At 44.3% G+C, this 21644-nt stretch carries 12 protein-coding genes; 11 read left to right on the top strand and 1 reads right to left on the bottom strand.

Going from position 1 to position 21644, the window contains the following annotated elements; all coding sequences use genetic code 11:
• The first annotated feature begins 174 nt into the window (after positions 1 to 174).
• From H8796_RS05180 to H8796_RS05150, 7 genes are all read left to right on the top strand, one after another.
• Complete coding sequence (locus H8796_RS05180) at positions 175 to 1722, top strand: sulfatase (RefSeq protein ID WP_117933538.1); 1548 nt, start codon at positions 175 to 177, stop codon at positions 1720 to 1722.
• Between the two features lie 30 nt (positions 1723 to 1752).
• Complete coding sequence (locus tag H8796_RS05175) at positions 1753 to 2883, top strand: family 43 glycosylhydrolase (RefSeq protein WP_117933247.1); 1131 nt, start codon at positions 1753 to 1755, stop codon at positions 2881 to 2883.
• A complete protein-coding gene (locus H8796_RS05170) occupies positions 2880 to 4547 on the top strand; it encodes an arylsulfatase (RefSeq protein WP_187343946.1) in 1668 nt (555 codons plus the stop codon). The genes H8796_RS05175 and H8796_RS05170 overlap by 4 nt, the downstream gene beginning before the upstream one ends.
• A gap of 5 nt (positions 4548 to 4552) precedes the next feature.
• A complete protein-coding gene (locus H8796_RS05165; protein WP_117933245.1) occupies positions 4553 to 6757 on the top strand; it encodes a glycoside hydrolase family 2 protein in 2205 nt (734 codons plus the stop codon).
• Positions 6758 to 7174: 417 nt separating this feature from the next.
• Positions 7175 to 8554, top strand: coding sequence for an ATP-binding protein (locus H8796_RS05160; RefSeq protein ID WP_117933243.1), 1380 nt, complete (start codon positions 7175 to 7177; stop codon positions 8552 to 8554).
• Between the two features lie 559 nt (positions 8555 to 9113).
• On the top strand, positions 9114 to 9623 hold the full coding sequence (gene tnpB / locus H8796_RS05155; RefSeq protein ID WP_117932120.1) for an IS66 family insertion sequence element accessory protein TnpB: 510 nt from the start codon (positions 9114 to 9116) through the stop codon (positions 9621 to 9623).
• A gap of 69 nt (positions 9624 to 9692) precedes the next feature.
• A complete protein-coding gene (locus H8796_RS05150; protein WP_117932118.1) occupies positions 9693 to 11306 on the top strand; it encodes an IS66 family transposase in 1614 nt (537 codons plus the stop codon).
• Between the two features lie 398 nt (positions 11307 to 11704).
• Here the strand turns inward: H8796_RS05150 and H8796_RS05145 are convergent, their stop codons facing one another.
• The gene (locus H8796_RS05145; protein WP_117938157.1) at positions 11705 to 13372 is read right to left on the bottom strand and encodes an ISL3 family transposase; all 1668 of its coding nucleotides are present in this window, start codon (positions 13370 to 13372) and stop codon (positions 11705 to 11707) included.
• A 341-nt stretch (positions 13373 to 13713) separates the two neighbouring features.
• Here H8796_RS05145 and H8796_RS05140 point away from each other — a divergent pair, with 341 nt between their 5' ends.
• The 4 genes from H8796_RS05140 to H8796_RS05125 all read left to right on the top strand — a co-directional run bounded on the left by H8796_RS05140 (position 13714) and on the right by H8796_RS05125 (position 21631).
• A complete protein-coding gene (locus H8796_RS05140) occupies positions 13714 to 15363 on the top strand; it encodes a DUF6377 domain-containing protein (RefSeq protein WP_117932543.1) in 1650 nt (549 codons plus the stop codon).
• 211 nt (positions 15364 to 15574) lie between these two features.
• Positions 15575 to 18574: a TonB-dependent receptor gene (locus H8796_RS05135; protein ID WP_117932917.1), complete on the top strand. Its 3000-nt coding sequence runs from the start codon at positions 15575 to 15577 to the stop codon at positions 18572 to 18574.
• Positions 18575 to 18616: 42 nt separating this feature from the next.
• Positions 18617 to 20080 carry a RagB/SusD family nutrient uptake outer membrane protein gene (locus H8796_RS05130; protein WP_370449123.1) on the top strand — a complete coding sequence of 488 codons (1464 nt, stop codon included), beginning with the start codon at positions 18617 to 18619 and terminating at the stop codon, positions 20078 to 20080.
• Between the two features lie 36 nt (positions 20081 to 20116).
• Positions 20117 to 21631: a SusF/SusE family outer membrane protein gene (locus H8796_RS05125; protein WP_117932547.1), complete on the top strand. Its 1515-nt coding sequence runs from the start codon at positions 20117 to 20119 to the stop codon at positions 21629 to 21631.
• The last annotated feature ends 13 nt before the right edge of the window (positions 21632 to 21644 follow it).

Here is a 21644-nt window from a genome sequence, read left to right as displayed (position 1 = left end):
TGATAACTACTTTTGTAAGATTCTCTTATATTATTAGGCACGGATTACACGGATTTCACGGTTTTTAGAATGATGGGTAATATAAAACAACAGCGTTAATCCGTGTAATCCGTGCCTAAATTTATGATATCAGCTAATTATGAAGACATATTTATGAGATTAAAAGAAGCAAATATGAGAAATACAGTCTTTTGTATCACAGGACTTGCCATACAAGGTTTGGCTATGTCAGCCACGGCACAAACCGGCAAACCGAATATTGTGGTCATTATGACCGACCAGCAACGTGCTGACTTGTGCGGCAGGGAGGGTTTTCCTTTGGAAGTGACTCCTTATGTAGACCAACTGGCACAGGAGAATGTATGGTTCAACAAGGCATATACTGTGATGCCGGCCAGTTCTCCGGCTCGTTGTTCCATGTTCACCGGGCGTTTTCCTTCTGCCACTCACGTACGTACGAACCACAATATCCCTGACATTTTCTATCAACAGGATTTGGTAGGAGTATTGAAAGAAAACGGATATCAGACAGCATTGGTCGGCAAGAATCATGCTTACCTGAAACCTGCCGACTTGGACTTTTGGTCTGAATACGGACACTGGGGAAAGAACAAAAAGGCGACTCCCGCCGAGAAAGAAACTGCCCGTTTCCTGAATCAGCAAGCCAGAGGCCAATGGCTGGAACCCTCTCCAATCTCCCTGGAAGAGCAGCATCCCACCAAAATCGTGAACGAAGCACTGGCATGGATTGAGAAACAGAAAGAAAATCCTTTCTTCGTATGGGTATCCTTTCCGGAACCCCACAACCCTTATCAGGTATGCGAACCCTATTACTCCATGTTCTCGCCCGACAAACTTCCCGTATTGAAGACATCACGCAAGGATTTGGCAAAGAAAGGAGAGAAATACCGTATTCTGGCAGAACTGGAAGATGCATCCTGCCCCAATCTGGAACAGGACCTGCCCCGAATCCGTGCCAATTATATCGGAATGATCCGGTTGATAGACGATCAGATCAAAAGATTGATCGAATCATTGAAAGCCAGCGGACAATATGAGAATACCATCTTTGTTGTACTCTCCGACCACGGTGATTATTGGGGAGAATACGGATTAATCCGTAAAGGAGCCGGACTATCCGAAAGCTTGGCACGTATTCCGATGGTATGGGCGGGCTATCAGATCAAGAATCAGCCTGCACCTATGGATGGCCACGTATCGATAGCCGACCTTTTCCCCACTTTCTGCTCTGCCATCGGTGCCGAAATACCGGCAGGCGTTCAGGGACGTAGCTTGTGGCCGATGTTGACCGGGAAGGCTTATCCCAAAGAAGAATTCTCCAGCATGGTGGTTCAACAAGGCTTCGGTGGAGCTGACGTCGGACTGGACGCTTCCCTGACTTTCGAGCAGGAAGGCGCATTGACTCCCGGCAAGATAGCCCACTTTGACGAACTGAACACCTGGACACAAAGCGGCACTTCACGCATGATAAGAAAGGATGACTGGAAACTGGTAATGAATCATTATGGAAACGGTGAACTTTATAACTTGAAGAAAGACCCTTCGGAAGTTCATAATCTGTTTGGTGAGAAGAAATATAGCGAAATTCAAACGGAACTTCTGACCCGGTTGCTGGCATGGGAATTACGTTTGCAGGACCCACTACCCCTTCCGCAAAGACGCTATCATTTTAAACAGAACCCATTTAACTATCTTAAATAGGAAGAATACGTAAACATAAAACAGGAATATATGAAATTGATTGGACGATTAGGATTGATCTTGCTTACAGGATTTATTTCCATCTGTACAGCATCAGCGCAGTTATATGGAACGGCAAATACAAACGCTCCGGAACTACGTGTTCCGAAATCTGTAAAGCTGGCATTTGATTATTGGATGAGGGACACCTGGGCTACACTGGGGCCCGACGGCTATTATTATATCACAGGAACCACCTCTACCCCCGATCGACATTTTCCGGGACAGAGACATTGCTGGGACTGGAATGACGGTTTGTACCTGTGGCGTTCCAAAGACATGAAGTCTTGGGAAGCTATGGGGCATATATGGTCGATGGAAAAAGACGGCACTTGGCAAAAGAAGCCGAAAGTATATAAAGCAGGAGAGAAATATCAGAAAAAATCCATCAACGGTGATCCGATGGACAACCGTTTCCATGCTGTATGGGCTCCGGAAATGCATTATATCAAAAGTGTGAAGAACTGGTTTATCGTTGCCTGCATGAATGAGTCGGCAGGCGGAAGAGGTTCTTTCATCCTGCGGAGTAAGACCGGAAAGCCGGAAGGCCCATACGAGAATATCGAGGGGAATAAAGACAAAGCCATCTTTCCGAACATCGACGGAAGTCTGTTTGAAGATACGGACGGTACGGTCTATTTTGTCGGGCACAACCATTACATCGCCCGCATGAAACCGGATATGAGCGGTTTCGCCGAGGAACTGAAAACCTTGAAAGAGAAGAAATTTAATCCGGAACCGTATGTCGAAGGCGCGTTTATCTTCAAATACGATAACAAGTATCACCTGGTACAGGCTATATGGTCGCACCGTACGTCAGAGGGAGATACCTATGTCGAGAAAAAGGGAGTGACTTCGCCGAAAACCCGTTATAGCTATGATTGCATCATATCGACCGCCGATAATGTGTATGGTCCCTACAGCGAACGCTACAATGCCATCACGGGAGGAGGACACAATAATCTTTTCCAGGATAAGAATGGAAACTGGTGGGCTACCATGTTCTTCAATCCGCGTGGGGCGCAGGCGGCAGAGTATAAGGTAACGTGTCGTCCCGGATTGATTCCGATGATCTATGAGAATGGTAAATTCAAACCCAACTTTAATTATAATACCAAATGAAAACTTCTTTATTGATAGCAGGCAGTCTGGCTCTGGTCCCGATGACTTACGCGCAGGACAAGCCGAATATTATTATCATACTGGCGGATGACCTGGGATTCTCCGATCTCGGCTGCTTCGGTGGTGAGATTCATACACCGGTACTGGATAAACTGGCAAAGAATGGTGTCCGGATGACGCAGATGTACAACAGTGCACGCAGTTGCCCGTCCCGTGCCAACCTGTTGACGGGACTTTATCCTCATCAAACAGGACTGGGACACATGGACGGCAGTCACCCTGCATGGCCGAAGGGATATTCGGGATTCCGTTCCAATTCGGATAATGTCACGATTGCGGAAGTCTTGAAAGACGCCGGATATTTTACGGCTATGTCGGGAAAATGGCACTTGGGGAACAAGTCGAACCCCATTCTTCGTGGTTTCCAGGAGTATTACGGATTGTTGGGTGGATTCAATTCTTTCTGGAATCCGGAAGTATATACCCGTTTGCCGAAAGACCGTACCCCCAGACACTATGAAGAAGGAACCTTCTATGCAACGAATGTGATAACGGATTATGCGATTGACTTTATCGACCAAGCACATCAGGAAAAGAAACCGCTGTTCCTGTATCTGGCTTATAATGCTCCCCATTTTCCTTTGCACGCACCGAAAGAAGTGACCGATAAATACATGTCTCTCTATATGCAGGGATGGGACAAGATTCGTGACGCACGTTGGAAACGGATTGTTGACCTGAAACTGATGCAAGGCAAACCGGAACTTAGTCCGCGCGGCGTGGTTCCCGAAAGTCTGTTTGAAGATGAAACGCATCCGTTACCGGCATGGGACTCATTGACGAAAGATCAGCAGACCGACCTGGCACGTCGTATGTCCATTTTTGCAGCGATGGTGGATGTGATGGACGCGAATATCGGCCGGGTAGTGGATGAGTTGAAAAAGAACGGTGAGTTGGACAATACATTTATCATGTTTATGTCCGATAACGGAGCTTGTGCCGAATGGCACGAATTTGGTTTCGACAAACAGACCGGAGTCGAATATCATACGCATACGGGAGCCGAACTCGACCAGATGGGCTTACCCGGAACTTATCATCATTACGGCACAGGCTGGGCGAATGTTTGTTGCACACCGTTCACGCTGTATAAACATTATGCTCACGAAGGAGGTATCTCAACCCCATGTATCATTTCCTGGGGGAATCAGGTGAAGAACAAAGGCGGACTGGATCATCAGCCTGCACAATTCTCCGATATCATGTCTACCTGTGTGGAACTGGCAGGAGCCACTTATCCGAAAGAATATCAGGGAAGAGCGATTCTGCCTACGGCAGGTAAATCCATCCTCCCGATTGTGAAAGGAAAGAAGATGCCCGAAAGGTATATCTATGCGGAACATGAAGGCAACCGCATGGTGCGTAAAGGTGACTGGAAGCTAGTTTCGGCCAATTTAAAGGGAGATGAATGGGAATTGTACAATATCAGGGAAGATCGTACCGAGCAGCACAACCTGATCGGCAAATATCCTGAAATGGCAAAAGAACTGGAAACGGCCTATTTCGAATGGGCAGACAAGAGCGATGTCTTGTATTTCCAGAAAATGTGGAATACCTACAATAAGAATCGACGGAAAGATTTTAAAGAATATAAAACCCGCTAACGCTTATGGATAAGAGAATCTTATTTACTCTGGCTTTAGGAGCCATCTCACAGGTGTTTGCCCATGCATGGGAGCCTAAAGGAGACAAAATCAAAACAGTATGGGCTGAACAGGTGACGCCGGAAAATGTGTGGCAAAGTTATCCCAGACCGCAGTTGCAACGGGCAGAATGGATCAATCTGAATGGATTGTGGAAGTATGCCGTAACGGATCAGAACACGTCCCGGAAGAATGTTTCCTTTGAGGGAGAAATCCTTGTTCCGTTTGCGATTGAATCGTCACTGTCCGGAGTGCAGAAGACATTTCTTCCTACGGATAAACTATGGTATCAACGTGAGTTCACACTAAATCCTTCCTGGAAGAATAAATCTACTATCCTGCATTTCGGAGCGGTGGATTATGAATGTCAGGTGTGGGTGAATAACCGGTTGGCCGGCACACATAAAGGAGGGAATAATCCGTTCTCGTTTGATATTACTAAGTTTTTGAAGAAAAGCGGGCCTCAAAGCATTGAGGTAGCTGTAACCGATCCGACAGATACGGAATCTATTTCCCGTGGCAAGCAACAACTCAATCAGGAGGGAATTTGGTATACACCCGTATCGGGTATTTGGCAGACAGTCTGGCTGGAAGCGGTAGATAAAACTTATATCCGTCAGGTGCTTCCTTCCACTGATATTGAAAAGAAGTCCGTAAAGCTGAACTTCGACATAGCCGGAGCTAAAGGTAATGAAGAGGTAAAAATAGAAGTATTGGATGATGGCAAAGTAATCAGGACGGTGGAACAGAAGTTGAGTAATACGATGGAGATAGACGTTCCGGGTGCTGTCTTATGGTCTCCGGAATCTCCGAAACTGTATCATTTGAATATTTCCTTATCCAATGGAGGGCGTGTTTTAGATCAGGTAAAGAGTTATTTTGCTTTGAGAAAAGTAGATGTACGGAAAGATGAGTGCGGATATAATCGTATTTGCCTGAATAATCAACCCATCTTCCAATACGGTCCCCTCGATCAAGGCTGGTGGCCCGACGGATTGCTGACTCCTCCTTCCGAGGAAGCGATGCTGTGGGACATGGTGCAGTTGAAGAAGATGGGATTTAATATGATCCGTAAACATATCAAAGTGGAGCCGGAACAGTATTATTATTACGCCGACTCTCTCGGTCTGATGATGTGGCAGGATATGGTATCCGGTTTTGCTACGTCAAGGAAAAAAGAGGAGCATGTCAATCCGTTGGCTACTACTGATTGGAATGCTCCCGAAGAACACACCCGCCAATGGCAAAAAGAAATGTTCGAGATGATTGACCGTCTCCGTTTCTATCCCTGTATCACTACTTGGGTTGTATTCAATGAAGGATGGGGACAGCACAATACGGTGGAAATCGTGAATAAAGTGATTAAGTACGACGATACACGTCTGATAAACGGAGTGACCGGATGGACGGATAGAGGTGTAGGCGATATGTACGACGTGCATAATTATCCTGTCACTTCCATGATTCTGCCGGAGAATAACGGTAACCGTATTTCCGTATTAGGAGAGTTCGGCGGTTATGGCTGGGCGATTAAGGAGCATATCTGGAATCCGAATATGAGAAACTGGGGGTATAAGAATATCGACGGGGCAATGGCATTGATTGATAGCTACGGTCGCCTGTTATATGATTTGGAAACGCTGATTGCCCAGGGATTGAGTGCGGCAGTCTATACACAAACTACCGATGTGGAAGGGGAAGTGAACGGCTTGATTACTTATGACCGGAAAGTGACTAAAATACCGGAAGGCTTGTTGCACCTGATGCACAATCGTTTGTATGAAATCACCCCCGTGAAAGCTGTTATTTTGATTGCGGACAGCCAGAACGGAAGCAAGAATACCCGCCTTGTCGGTGTGAACGGTCAGGAACTGAAAATGACTTCTTTGCCTTTCGAATGTCCTCCTCGTTCCACAATAGTATCTGAAGTTACTTTTAATGTAGATAAGGACTTCAACCATCTGTCTTTATGGCTGAATGTTGCCGGAGAAGCAAAAGTGTGGTTGAATGGAGTGGAAGTCTTTGTACAGGAGGCAAAACAGACCAGGCAGTACAATCAATACAATATCAGTGATTATAGCCGTTATTTGCGAAAAGGAAACAATCTGTTGAAAATCGAAGTGAAAGATAGCAAGAAGATGAGATTCGATTATGGGTTGAGGGCTTATTAACGGAATTGTTTTTCTTTTGTCTGTTTCTATTGTAAGGTACTTACCTTTGTATTCTTCTTCTCGAATAGGCTTAGGAATCGAAACACTGTAGAATTTCTAGGTATTTGGGAGAAGCTGAACAACCCCAATTTTAATTGTGTCGAATTCGGCACAATTAAAATTGGGGTTGTTCAGTTATCGCCTTAGTGCAAAAGAATGGATGCAAAATACAAATGGCATCGATATCATATCAAAAGCTGGTAGATATGGTGGAAAAATTGGCTATCACTCTACTTGTTATTAACGTTTCATGAAAAAGTGCTTAGAATATACGCAAAACGATGATTCTTATACTGCTTTTCGATAATTAGTTGTAATTTTGTAACGAGAATAGACAATGAATTTTATTGATTGATAATATAGTAGCCATCATAAAAAATGAAATTAGAGACTCTGATAGCAGAATGCACCGCATACGATTTTAAATTAATGCTTGAAGAAAAGAAGCCTAAGAGCTGGCTAAAGAGTATAAGTGCTTTTGCCAATGGTCGGGGCGGTTCACTTTTCTTTGGCATAGACGATGATGGTGTTGTCAGAGGTCTTGATGATGTGCAGCATGTTTGTGAAACCATCAGCAGCAAGATTCGCGACTACATGGATCCATTGCCTGATGTCGAAATGGTTCCACAAAGAATTGGTGACCTTGACATATTACAACTGAAAGTTAATGCTGGCAGTTATACTCCTTACTATTATGTCGGTGATGGTCAGCGTATTGCTTTTGTTCGTGTTGGCGATGAGAGTTTACCTGCAACGGCAGAGCAAATGGTACGCTTGATATTGAAAGGCTCAAATAAAACATTTGATTCCCTACACACGGATTATAAAGTTGAAGACCATTCTTTCACGATAATAGCAAACACTTTCAAAACACGTACAAGCCAAGAGTGGAACAAAAAATATCTTTTGTCATTTGGACTCGTTACTAACACCGGATGCCTTACTAACGCAGGTGCATTGTTCGCTGATGATTCTCCATTGTGGCAATCACGTCTATACTGTACACGGTGGGATGGCAGAGTGAAGGGGGATGCTATTAATGATGCCGAGTTCACTGGTAATGTGCTGATGTTACTTCGTGAAGCAATGAACTTTGTAAAATCAAATACAAAGAGAGGTTGGGAAAAATTGCCTGATGGACGAAAAAATAAACCAGAGTATGCGGAACGCGCAGTTCTTGAAGCGATGGTTAACCATTTCATTCACCGAGACTATACTGTGATGGGTAGTGAGGTACATCTTGATATTTATGATGACCGTCTTACTGTAACATCACCCGGAGGCATGTATAATGGGGCATTGATTCAAGACTTGGATATTGCGGACGTTTCTTCCGAAAGACGTAATCCGATACTCGCAAATGTGATGGCACAACTGGACTATATGGAGAAGCGAGGCAGTGGACTTACACGCATTTGCAATGAGACCAAGACTTTGGATGGATATAGGGATGAGCTGAAACCTGTATTCAAATCTACTCCAACTCAATTTCAGACCACCATTTTTGCCTCCACCGACATGCCAGATGTCGGAGACAATGACGAAGATATGTCGGAGACTAAACTCACTGAACGACAGCAGAAAATACTAAATCTCATAAAGGAGTCACCGACAATCACCGCCAAACAAATGTCGGAGACTTTGTCGGTGAGTCAGCGCACAGTAGAACGCGATCTTTCTACTATGAAAAATATGGGTGTTTTGAAGCATAAAGGCAAGGATAATGCTGGTGTGTGGGTAATACTAAAACGACAATGATACTATGCTGCTATTTCCAAAATAACAATTTTATTTTCCACAAAACTTTCCAGAAAGTTCAGTCATATTATTTTGTAGAGCTAATACTTAACGATTTGTGCTCTTTTTATTGTCAATCTGTCAAGATGATGTTTAAGTGGTTGACTATCAATTTTATACTGTATGACAATAGATGCTGATAATAAAATATATGCACTTTTATTGTCAGCCTTGATTTCTTGTCAAGTGCCTTGTTTTAAGATTAATCAAGTGGGACTTTATGGGGAGAGTAGTCGGTATACTTACGTTGGAATGGCGGCATCGTTATGTTGGAATACCGGTATAGTTACGTTAGGATATCGGTATAATTCCACTAAAGCACCGGTATCTTTAGTTCGTCACGGCCGTGACAAGATCTTCCCACGGCCGTGGTAGGAACTCGTCACGGCTGTGGAAAGAAGTCACCACGGCCGTGGGAAGTTAACAATATCGGCACGTTAGTAAGCATTCGGGCTCGTGCGTGTTTCTTTCCCTTCTTTTCTTTCCTACCTTTGTGCCTTCATAATCATCTTAATCCATTATGTGTTCAGTATTAGTATTTTCTAGTGAAAGTGAAAAGCTGCGTAGTCTCTTATCCGAGTCTAACCATTTTGATTCTGTTCTTTTCATATTTGATGGTGGTCGTCGTTATAAAGTTTCGGCTTCCAGTCTTGGCATCCATTCTCCTCAGGATCTACTTCTCCCCTTAGGTCTTGGTCTTTTCCGTAACAGTCCTTTCTGGTCTTATTACCTTTATCCCAATGGTTGTAATTTCCATAAAGGTATTGACGGTCTTTGTGGCGAGGTCATCCGGCACACGGGTTCTTGCGTGTCAGAGCAGAGTTGTCATATTTTTCTTGACCGTTCCCGTAGCAGATTGCATATCCTCTATCGGTGCGAGGACGAATACCGACTGGAATGCCGTCGTCTGAACCACAGTTCTTTCTTCTTGAAAAAGGACGAACGGAAAAGAGATTTTCTTCAAATTTCCTGGAATCGCCTGAATGAGCTGCTTACTGTTAAAAAGTATCGGAAAACAGTTGAAAAGTAATCTCCCATCCTACAAGCCGTACAGGTTTATTTTGATAACTTTGCCACATAATAAAAAAGTGGATATGCAGTGAAAGAACCAGTCATTACCTTTACTTTGGAAGAGTACGAAGAGTTGCGCAAGGAACGTGAACGTCTTGAAAAGGAACATGCGGAACTTCAGAGAAAATACGCAGCCTCTTTGCAGGAGTATTCCCGCCAAGTTGAGGAAATCTCAGCCTGTACAGCCGTCATTGCTGACCTGAGATGGAAATTGGCTGATTTGACACGCCGTTTATGGGGTAAATCCAGTGAAAAACGTCATCTTCCCGAAGATGCCAACCAATTGAGCATCTGTTTTGAATCTCCGTCCGATGTCAATGACCCGGTAGCGGAGGAGCAGAAAACGGCTGAGAAATCTGCCCGGTCGGAGAATGGTTACAATCGTTTCCGTAAGAGCTTCACCCAAAAGATTACTCCCCACGCCCGTAAGCCCATCGATCCGTCCCTTCCCCGTGAAGAAATCATCATTCCCATGCCGGAAGGTCTTTCTCTGGAGGGAGCGACGAAGCTGGGGGAGGAAGTGAGCGAACAATATGCCGTCAGCCCTGCCCGATTCTATGTGAGACGCATCATCCGTCCTAAATACCGGCTTGCCGACGGTCGTATCATAACTGCTCCCATGCCCGTAATGGCACACCCTCACAGCAATGCCTCGGAGAGTGTACTGTCCCACATTGCCACCGCCAAATATTACGATCACCTGCCTCTGCACAGACAGCTGGACATTTTTGAGCGTGAAGGCATCCATCTGAGTCCTTCCACCGTAAGTAACTGGATGATGGCTGCCGCACAGCGTTTGGAGCCGATCTACAATGAGCTTCGTGAACTGGTTAAGGACAGTTATTACGTCATGGCCGATGAGACGCCCCACCCCGTACTTGAAAGCGACCGACCCGGTGCTCTTCATCGCGGGTATATGTGGAACTTCTATCTGCCCCGGTTTCATACCCCCTTCTTTGAATATCACAAGGGGCGTGGCAGCAGCGGAATAGACACACTGCTGGCAGGACAGGTCCGCGTGGTACAGAGTGACGGCTTTGCAGTATATGACGAGTTCGACACGCTACCCGGAAAGTTGCACTTGTGCTGTTGGGCACACGTCAGGCGCAAGTTTGTGGAAGCGGAAGGAAATGACCCTCCCAGAGCAAGGTATGCACTTGAACAAATAGGCAGACTGTATGCTGTGGAGGAGGAAATCAGGATAGAACATCTGGAAGGCGAGGCTGTAGTAAAGCTTCGCCGGGAAAAATCGTACCCTATTATCAAAGGACTGGAAAAATGGTGCAAAGAGGAATATGAACATACGGTCGATAAATCGCCTGTTGCCAAGGCCATATTCTATATGTACACACGCTTTGAACAACTGTCCGGATATGTCAATGATGCACAGTTCTGCATTGATAATAATCCGGTGGAGCGTTCTATTAGACCGTTGACTGTAAACAGAAAAAATACACTCTTCTCCGGATCGCATGAGGCAGCACACGCAGCGGCAATATTCTTTTCACTGATGGGATGTTGCAGGGAAAATAAGGTGAACCCAAAACTATGGATGCAGGACGTGGTGATTAGAGTACAGGATAAAGAAAGAGAAGAGAAAAACGACTACTCCGATTTACTGCCATTTAATTGGAAAGGATAAACAAGAAAGGTTTATAAAGTCAAAAGCCAGACGTACTCCGTCTGGCTTTTGACTTTATAAGAGTTTGGAGAGAATACGCACGAGACCGAATGCTTACGCACGTTAATGTAATGATGGTTATGGGATAATAGAAGTATAACGGGTGTATAACGGTTGTTTAATGAGGATTTGTCACGAAAGGGAAGGCTGGTAAGCTGACTATGAGAAATAGCCTAAAACGTTATGAGAATAAGCCGGAATTTACGCTAAAATAGGGATTGTCTTATGAGAAACACTTTTCAATACGATATTTCTCATAAGATAATTGTTTGATTATATGCTGTTTATAATAATTAATGAGAATATGAGAAATGAAATTTAAAAATCGTGGTTCTTCGTCAAATTTGGTGGTACTTCTTCTATTGTGAATAAATAATCTTCGCTCTCAGTAGTTTAATTCCTGCCCTATTGTACATCTGTCTTTTTACCGCTTTAATTTTATTCACTGTCCCCTCCAGTAATCCGTTACTGAAGGGGATATCAATAGCTGCCTGTACTGCCTCCCAGTCTTTTTCAATACCATATGCAAAGTTCGTTAGTGGCATATTCCGTGTTGCCTTCGCTTTTTCAATCCACTTTCTAATATCCTTATCATAAGTGTTCCCATTAATCATGTCTCTGAAATTTTGACACACGCTTAAGAGTTCTTTTATCTGTGGTGAGGACTTATACAGTTCCGCTAGTTTAGGATTATCCGATTCTCCCTTTAGAATGTATTTGCGTATCTGATTCTGTGAAACTCTCTGTATTTTACTTCCGTTTTCAATGCTCTCATTATGCTCCTTGATTTCCTTCCTCTTTTGTTGATACCTTTTTCGCAAGCTGGATGTTATCCTTCCAATAAGTGCGCCACTGATTTTACTCCCCATTTTTTGCGCCAATATTTTTCGAGTAATACAGCCCGCACTAATGATTGTAGCCAGTTCGGATACATATTTAAGAGCTGTCTTCTGTTGCTCATTCAAGTATGCCCCTATTCTTCTGTTGTGAATGATCTTATAAATGTAGCGACTTTTCTTACCCAAATGTGTGGCTGTCTGCTCAATGGTCATCCCCTGCATTTTTAAGTTCAAGCTTTCCCTGTATATCTTTAATTTTTCTCTGTGTCGGACATCTCCCATGTTAAATATGTCCTGAAGAATTAACGAAGAAGCCGTGTCTCTGTCAGGATATTCGTATTTGAGCTTTTTCTTGGTCTGACGAATCATTTTCTCTATTTCCGGTATCATCGTGTCCGTCATATTCTTGATTAGATGGAACCGGTCGCAGATTTGTGTAACACCAGGGATTATTCTGTTTATAGCTTCTGTGAAACATCTTCCACGGTCTCTCGTTATATATTGTATTTGAGGATTCCGGATGAGCCAGTTATCAAGTGCTTCTCCGTTTCTATCCTCTAACAAAGCAATAGGTATGTGTGTCATCTGGTCTACGACCACACTCATATAATCCTTACCTTTTTTATAGGCAAAATCATCAATACCTACATAAATACTTTTATTATGCATAGGATTATGTTGTCCGCACTGTTGTAGGATGCGTAAGCAGGAAGAACTACTGGCCGTTATATGGAACAGTTGTAAAAGAGAAGAGGCCTTTCGGGAAGTAAGTTCCAAGCTTATCGATCTGATGCGTTCCTCAACAAGATAGCTCCGTCTACCATACCGACGAGCCAGAAAAGACAACGGTTCGCAGAATATTTTTTGTGGACAAGAAACATTATCACAATAATATTTGCCAACCTTTATGACTAACTCCAAAGTATGACCGTAAACTTCAAGATCCTGAATATGACGGGAGTAGTAACTGTGCAATCGGTGACTGAAATGTCCGCAATAAGGACAGGAAGCCCCCTTGCCAGCCGTATGTAGAAAGACCGTCAATGAGCTAACAGCTTCAGAGATACCATCTTGTTGCAGATTATCGTAGCCAAGACTGAATCTGAAATCATGGAATAATCCCCTATTTGTAGGAGTATTTTCTTTTTTTGATGTATATTTGTACGTTGTAGATATGACTTGTTGCATTGTAACTCTTAATGATGTGGTGTCTTTAAAGTTACTAAAAAGCAAACATATCTACAACTTTTAATAGGATTAAGAAAGAAGAAGACCGGTGAAATAAAAAAGAGATTACCACCAAATTTGACGAAGAACCAAAATCGTTTCTAGTAGGGAGTGACTGGAATAAAAGAATTAACAATGACTGCAATATTGATTATTATAAATATAATAATTATGTTTATAATAAATCCGATTTACCTTCTCTTTTTAATAAAGATTGTTCTTTCTACCTGCAATAATCTTCTCCTGAAAGCCGGAAGTTTCTGAAAGACTTTTATCTTTGCAGATATAATACATACGGCACTATGAAAAAAGTTATTCTGATTTTTGTGACAATCGTCCTTTCTGGTCTGCTTTATGCAAAAGATAATAAGAGTACCGATGCGTTACTTCGTGAGATTGATGGTATCATTAAAAACCGTCAGACTTATGGAGCGGAAAAGGAGGCACGAATTGCTGACTTGAAGAAATTGTTGGTTGAGGCTGCTTCTGATGAGCAGCGATATGGTTTTTGCGGACGTCTTTTCGATGAATACCGGGCTTATAATCTGGATTCGTCTTTTGTCTATGCCCAACGGAAAGAGGAACTGGCACATCGTTTAAATAAACTGGACTACTTGGATGATTCTGCCATGAATATGGCGGAAGTGATGGGAACTACCGGAATGTACAAAGAAGCCCTCGAATTATTGGGGAAAATTGATAAGAAAACACTGCCCGACTATCTATATGGCTATTATTATCATCTATATCGCACTATTTATGGATTGATGGGTGATTATGCCGTTACGGAGAAAGCCAAGAAAGAATATTACCGGATGACGGATTTATACCGGGATTCCCTGTTACAGATCAATGCTTCCGACTCTTTGGGACATGCATTGGTGATGGCAGATAAGTACATCGTTCATGCCCGATACGATGAAGCGATTGATATGCTGATGGAATATTACAGTAAACCGTCTTTGGATGACCATGCACAGGCAATGATTACTTATACCATTTCCGAAGGCTGTCGATTGAAAGGAGATAAGCAGGGGCAAAAACATTACCTGGCTCTTTCGGCCATCGCCGATTTGAAATCAGCGGTAAAAGAATATGTATCGTTGCGCAAACTCGCTTCTCTTGTTTATGAAGCAGGAGACATCGACCGTGCCTACAACTATCTGAAATGTTCCCTGGAGGATGCCACTCTTTGCAATGCCCGTCTTCGTACGTTGGAAATCTCGCAGGTCTTTCCTATCATCGACCAGGCCTATCAATTAAAAACCAAACGTCAGCAACAGGAGATGAAAGTTTCGTTGATATGTATCAGTCTGCTTTCCGTTTTCTTGCTGGTTGCCATTTTCTTTGTCTATAAACAGATGAAAAAGGTAGCTGCTGCGCGCCGCGAAGTGGTCGATACCAATACGCTCCTGCAAGAACTGAACGAAGAACTTCACGATTCCAATTCGCAACTGAAAGAAATGAATCATACGCTTTCGGAAGCCAACTATATCAAGGAGGAATATATCGGGAGATACATGGACCAATGTTCCACTTATCTCGATAAGATGGATTTATACCGCCGTTCCCTGAATAAGATTGCCGCTGCCGGAAGGGTGGAAGAACTATATAAGGCTATTAAGTCTTCCCAGTTCCTTGATGAAGAACTGAAAGAGTTTTATGCGAACTTCGACGTGACTTTCCTGCAACTCTTCCCCAGTTTTGTGGAGGAATTTAATGCCCTGCTTACCGAACCGATGCAACCCAAACCGGGAGAACAGCTGAATACCGAACTTCGTATCTTCGCTCTCATCCGCCTGGGAATTACGGACAGCACTAAAATAGCGCAATTCCTTCGTTACTCCGTCACTACCATTTATAATTACCGGACCCGTGTCCGTAACAAGGCTGTGGGAGAAAGAGATGAATTTGAGGCTAAAGTAATGCAAATAGGGAAGGTGGAAGAATAAGAAAACCACTACTTTTTTTGTCTGACTTCTATTTTGTAACGTTCTTATATTTAGTGGTTTATACTGTGAGATACTGTATAAATCACTATATTTTTGCTATCTGCTTTAAGAAGCAGTATGAAATGTAGATACTTTTGTTTCACGGTCATTTCAGCAATGACACAGAGAGTAAAACAAAAGTAACCCTAATATTAACTTTAAATTAATGTACATGAAACAGAGTATGAAGTCGAAAGGCTTTGAACGCCGCCTCTTACTAATAATGTGGGGCTTGTTCCTATCTCTTAGTGCATTCGCACAACAGATTTCAATAAAAGGACATGTCGTAGATGCCACGGGCGAACCGGTGATCGGTGCCAGTGTGGTAGAAAAAGGTACAACGAACGGTACAATTACCGATGTAGACGGTAATTTCTCATTAAGCGTTCCGACTAACAGCACGCTGACCATCTCTTTTGTCGGCTATAAAATGCAGACAGTTCCGGTGAACGGGAAAAACTCCTTGAAAGTAACCTTGCAGGAAGATACGGAAGTATTGGACGAAGTTGTAGTAGTGGGTTACGGAACGATGAAAAAGAGCGACCTGACCGGAGCTGTATCTTCTGTCGGAGTGAAGGATATCAAAGACTCTCCGGTGGCCAATATCGGTCAGGCAATGCAGGGAAAGGTGTCCGGCGTGCAGATTATCGATGCCGGTAAGCCGGGTGATAATGTCACCATTAAAATCCGTGGCTTGGGAACAATCAATAACAGTAACCCGCTGATTGTCATTGACGGAATACCTACCGACTTGGGATTGTCTGCTCTGAATATGGCCGATGTAGAGCGGGTGGACGTATTGAAAGATGCTTCGGCAACAGCTATTTATGGTTCGCGTGGTGCGAACGGTGTGGTGATGATTACCAGCAAACGTGGTGCCGAGGGTGCCGGAAAGGTGACGGTAAACGCTAACTGGGCGATTCAGAATGCCACTAAAGTGCCCGATATGCTGAACGCTGCGCAATATGCCGCTTTGAGCAATGATATGCTGTCTAATAATGATGATAATACAAACCCTTATTGGGCAGACCCTTCTTTATTGGGAACAGGAACGAACTGGCTGGATGAAATGCTGCGCACGGGAGTGAAGCAAAGCTATTCGGTTAGCTACTCCGGTGGTACGGAAAAAGCACATTACTATGTATCCGGTGGTTTCCTTGACCAGTCCGGTATTGTGGAAAGCGTTAATTACCGTCGTTTCAACTTTCAGGCAAATAGCGATGCCCAAGTTAATAAATGGCTGAAATTCACTACCAACCTGACATTCAGTACGGACGTGAAAGAAGGAGGAACTTATAGCATCGGTGATGCAATGAAAGCACTCCCCACCCAACCGGTGAAGAATGAGGACGGCAGTTGGAGCGGTCCCGGACAGGAGGCGCAATGGTACGGAAGCATCCGTAACCCGATCGGTACGCTGCACATGATGACCAATGAAACAAAAGGATATAACTTCCTGGCAAACATCACCGGAGAGATCACCTTTACCAAATGGCTGAAGTTGAAAAGTACATTCGGTTATGACGCCAAATTCTGGTTTGTCGACAACTTTACTCCGGCTTACAACTGGAAACCGAATCCGGTAGAAGAATCTTCCCGCTATAAGAGCGATAACAAAGCATTTACCTATTTGTGGGATAATTATTTTGTATTCGACCACACTTTTGCGCAGAAACACCGGGTAGGGGTGATGGCAGGTTCTTCCGCCCAGTGGAACAACTACGATTACCTGAATGCTCAAAAGAATATCTTCATGTTTGATAATATCCATGAGATGGACAACGGTGAGAAGATGTACAGTCTTGGCGGTAGCCAGAGTGACTGGGCACTGCTCTCTCTGATGGCACGTCTCAACTATTCTTACGAAGATAAATACCTGCTTACAGCTACTGTGCGTCGTGACGGCTCTTCCCGTTTCGGTAAGAACAACCGTTGGGGAACATTCCCTTCCGTTTCGCTGGCATGGCGTATTTCCCAGGAGAACTGGTTTCCGAAAGACAACTTCCCGGTGAATGACCTCAAACTGCGTATCGGATACGGTGTGACCGGTAATCAGGAAATCGGTAACTACGGCTTTGTTGCTTCCTATAACACAGGAGTCTATCCTTTCGGCAACAACAACTCCACCGCTCTGGTATCTACTACTCTCTCCAATCCGAATATTCATTGGGAAGAAGTGCGCCAGACCAACTTTGGTGTAGACATGAGCCTGTTCAATTCACGCGTCAACCTTTCGCTGGACGCTTATATCAAGAAGACAGCAGATATGTTGGTGAAGGCTTCCATTCCTATCACTTCCGGTTTTGAAGATACTACCGAAACTTTCACCAATGCCGGCAAGATGCGCAACAAAGGGGTGGAAATGACCTTGCGTACTATCAACCTGAAAGGGCTTTTCTCTTGGGAGTCTGCCTTAACAGCCACTTATAACAAGAACGAAATTCAGGACTTGAACAGCGAAACTCCGATGTTCATCAACCAGATGGGTAACTCATACGTGACTATGCTTAGAGCCGGTTATCCGATTAATGTATTCTACGGATACGTAACCGACGGACTTTTCCAGAACTGGGATGAAGTGAACCGCCATGCTACCCAACCGGGCGCTGCTCCGGGCGATATCCGTTTCCGGGACTTGAATAACGATGGAGTTATCAACGATGAAGACCGTACCGTTATCGGCAACCCGAATCCGAACTGGTTCTTCTCTCTAAGCAATAATTTCTCTTATAAGGGATGGGAACTCTCTGTTTTCCTGCAAGGCGTATCGGGAAACAAGATTTATAATGCCAACAATGTAGACAACGAAGGAATGGCAGCCGCTTACAACCAGACCACAGCCGTACTGAACCGCTGGACGGGAGAAGGAACAAGCAACTCCATGCCGCGTGCTATCTGGGGAGACCCGAATCAGAACTGCCGCGTATCCGACCGATTTGTGGAAAACGGTTCCTACCTCCGTCTGAAAAACATTACGCTTTCGTATACACTGCCTAAAAAGTGGATGCAAAAGATTCAACTGGAAAATGCCCGCATCTCTTTCTCTTGCGAGAATGTGGCGACTATCACCGGATATTCCGGCTTTGACCCGGAGGTTGACGTTAATGGTATCGACAGCAGCCGCTACCCTATCTCACGTACGTTCAGCATGGGTTTGAACTTTAACTTTTAAATCAGGAGGAAGAATATGAAAAAGATAACAACTTTGATGATGATGTTTGCCATGCTGGCATTGACCTCATGCAACGATTTCTTAGATAAATATCCTAAATATGGCGTCGATCCCGAATCGGAAGTAACGAACGAGATTGCCGTGGCACTGACTACTGCCTGTTACAAGACTCTTCAGTCATCCAATATGTATAACCAGCGTATCTGGAGCCTCGATATTATCGCAGGTAACAGTGAGGTAGGCGCCGGAGGGGGAACCGACGGACTGGAAACTGTGCAGGCTTCCAATTTCATAGCCCAGAGTGATAATGGCTTTGCTTTGTACGTATGGCGTTCTCCGTGGGTAGGTATCGGACGTTGTAACATTGTGCTTTCCAATCTGCCTTCGGCAGCTATCTCCGATGAGGTAAAGACCCGTTGCATGGGTGAGGCTTATTTCCTGCGTGCACATTACTACTATATTCTGGTTCGTCTGTATGGAGGTGTGCCTTTGCGTTTAACACCGTTTGAACCGGGAGAATCTACGGATATTGCCCGTAATACGGTAGATGAGGTATATGCCCAGATTTTTTCTGACTGCAAGAATGCGGTAAATATGCTTCCTCCGAAAAGCAGTTATGGAGACAGCGATAGAGGACGTGCCTGCAAAGAAGCTGCAATGGCTATGCTGGCGGATATTTATCTGACATTGGCGCCCAATCATCGCGAATACTATAATGAAGTAGTGACTCTGTGCGACAATATTGCTGCGATGGGATACGATTTGACCCAATACAATTATGCCGATAATTTCAATGCCACTATCAATAATGGTCCGGAATCCCTTTTCGAAGTACAATATTCCGGCAGTACGGAATATGATTTCTGGGGCGGTGATAACCAATCATCCTGGCTGTCGACTTTCATGGGACCTCGTAACTCAAGTCTGGTGGCCGGTGCTTATGGATGGAACCTGCCTACGGAAGAATTTTTCAAGCAATATGAGGACGGTGATTTGCGGAAAGACGTTACTGTCTTGTATCAAGGTTGTCCTGCTTTTGACGGAATGGAATACAGACGTTCCTGGTCGAATACAGGTTATAATGTGCGCAAGTTCCTTGTGTCGAAGACTGTTTCTCCGGAGTATAATACCAATCCCAACAACTTCGTAGTATATCGCTATGCAGATGTTCTATTGAAGAAAGCGGAAGCATTGAACGAGCAGGGACATCCCGACCAGGCTGCCGAACCATTGAACATCGTCCGCAAACGTGCCGGACTGGCAGATGTGCCGACTATTCTGACGCAGACTGAAATGAGGGAGAAGATTATTCACGAGCGCCGGATGGAGCTTGCCTTTGAAGGACACCGCTGGTTTGATATGATCCGTGTGGATAATGGAAATTATGCATTGACATTCCTGAAATCCATCGGTAAGAATAATGTGACCAAGGAACGTCTCCTGTTGCCTATTCCGCAGACAGAGATGGACTCTAATCATCTGATGACTCAAAATCCCGGTTATTAATCCGTTTTATAATCATTCATTTAGATAAATAATATCATGAAGAAATATATATATCAGTTGTTATGCTCTCTTTTCATCGGCGGAACGATGGTTGCCTGTGCCGAAGATTATATGGAGACAAATAAAGGACATGATACCCTCACTCTTTCGGTGAATCAGCAGGACTTGGTGTTGAACGAAAAGAACCATAGTCAGGAAGCACTCGCTCTCTCATGGACTACCGGAACGAATTATGGAAGCGGTAACCGTATCTCTTATATGCTGGAACTGGCGAAAGCCGGAACGGACTTTGCAAATGCTTATTCGGTGGATTTAGGTACGGGAACGTATCAATGGACTAAGAAAGTGGAAGAACTCAACCAATTCCTGAATACGCAGTTCGGTATCGGTTATGCTGTGAAAGCGGAGTTGGAGGCACGTATCACAGCGGTTGTTGCCGGAATGGAAGAGCAGAAACAAAGTGCGACGACTGCTTTTACGGTGACTACATATCAGCCGGTTACTACTACGCTTTACCTGATTGGTGATGCTGCTCCGAATGGGTGGGCTGCCGACAATGCGACAGCGATGGAGCGTACGGATAACGGACAGTTTACATGGACAGGAAAACTGAACGCCGGATCATTGAAATTTATAACGACATTGGGACAATTCTTGCCGTCGTACAACCGTGACGCCACTGCAGTGGAAGCACTCAAGCTGACTTACCGTACATCGGGCGACGAGCCGGACGAGCCGTTTGTAATCGATGAAGGGGCAACCTATATTGTAAAAGTAGACTTGCTCAATCTGACGTTGACACTGACTGAAACGGAAGATATCGGTTGGAGATTTGACGAGTTCTTCATTGTCGGTTCGTTTACCGGAAATGGTGGCTGGGGATTTGAGGCACTGTCTAAAGATGCTGTTCAGATGGATTTATTCCATTATGGGGCTGTGATTCCTTGGAAGGCAGACGGAGAATTTAAGTTTAGCTCTGTGGCGGATTTCGGTCAGTCGGATGCTTTCTTCCATCCTACCGTAGCAAATGCTCCGTACACTTCGACGTCAGTAGTGCTTGGAGGCGACGATAATAAATGGCAAATGAAAGAGGCTGAATGTGGCAAACCTTATAAAGTATGGTTCTATACAGGCAAAGGAAAAGAAAAGATGCTGATGCGTCCGTTTACTCCTTACGCAGGATTGTATCTGGTGGGTGAGGCAACTCCGAACGGATGGAGTCTGGACAATGCTACACCGATGACTAAGAGTGTCGACAGTCCTTATATCTTTACATGGAGCGGTATGCTGAAAGCCGGTGAGATGAAGATTTCCTGCGATAAGCAGACTGACTGGAACGGAGATTGGTTTATGGCGGATAAGGACGGTAAAACTCCAACGGGTGAAGTGGAAACAGCATTGTTCGTCACTAAATCGGATGCAGAGTTGAGCAGTATGTATCCGGATGCAGATTTGGGTGGTCTGGACTATAAGTGGAATATTCAGGAGGCCGGTTCTTATCAGATTACGATTGACCAGTTGAAAGAGACGATCTCGATTGTGAAACAATAAAACAAGAATTCAA

It is taken from the genome of Bacteroides sp. M10, assembly GCF_014334015.1.
Classification (GTDB): domain Bacteria; phylum Bacteroidota; class Bacteroidia; order Bacteroidales; family Bacteroidaceae; genus Bacteroides; species Bacteroides intestinigallinarum.
The sequence above is the reverse complement of the archived record's forward strand: the minus strand, read 5'-3'. Positions and strand labels throughout refer to the sequence as shown.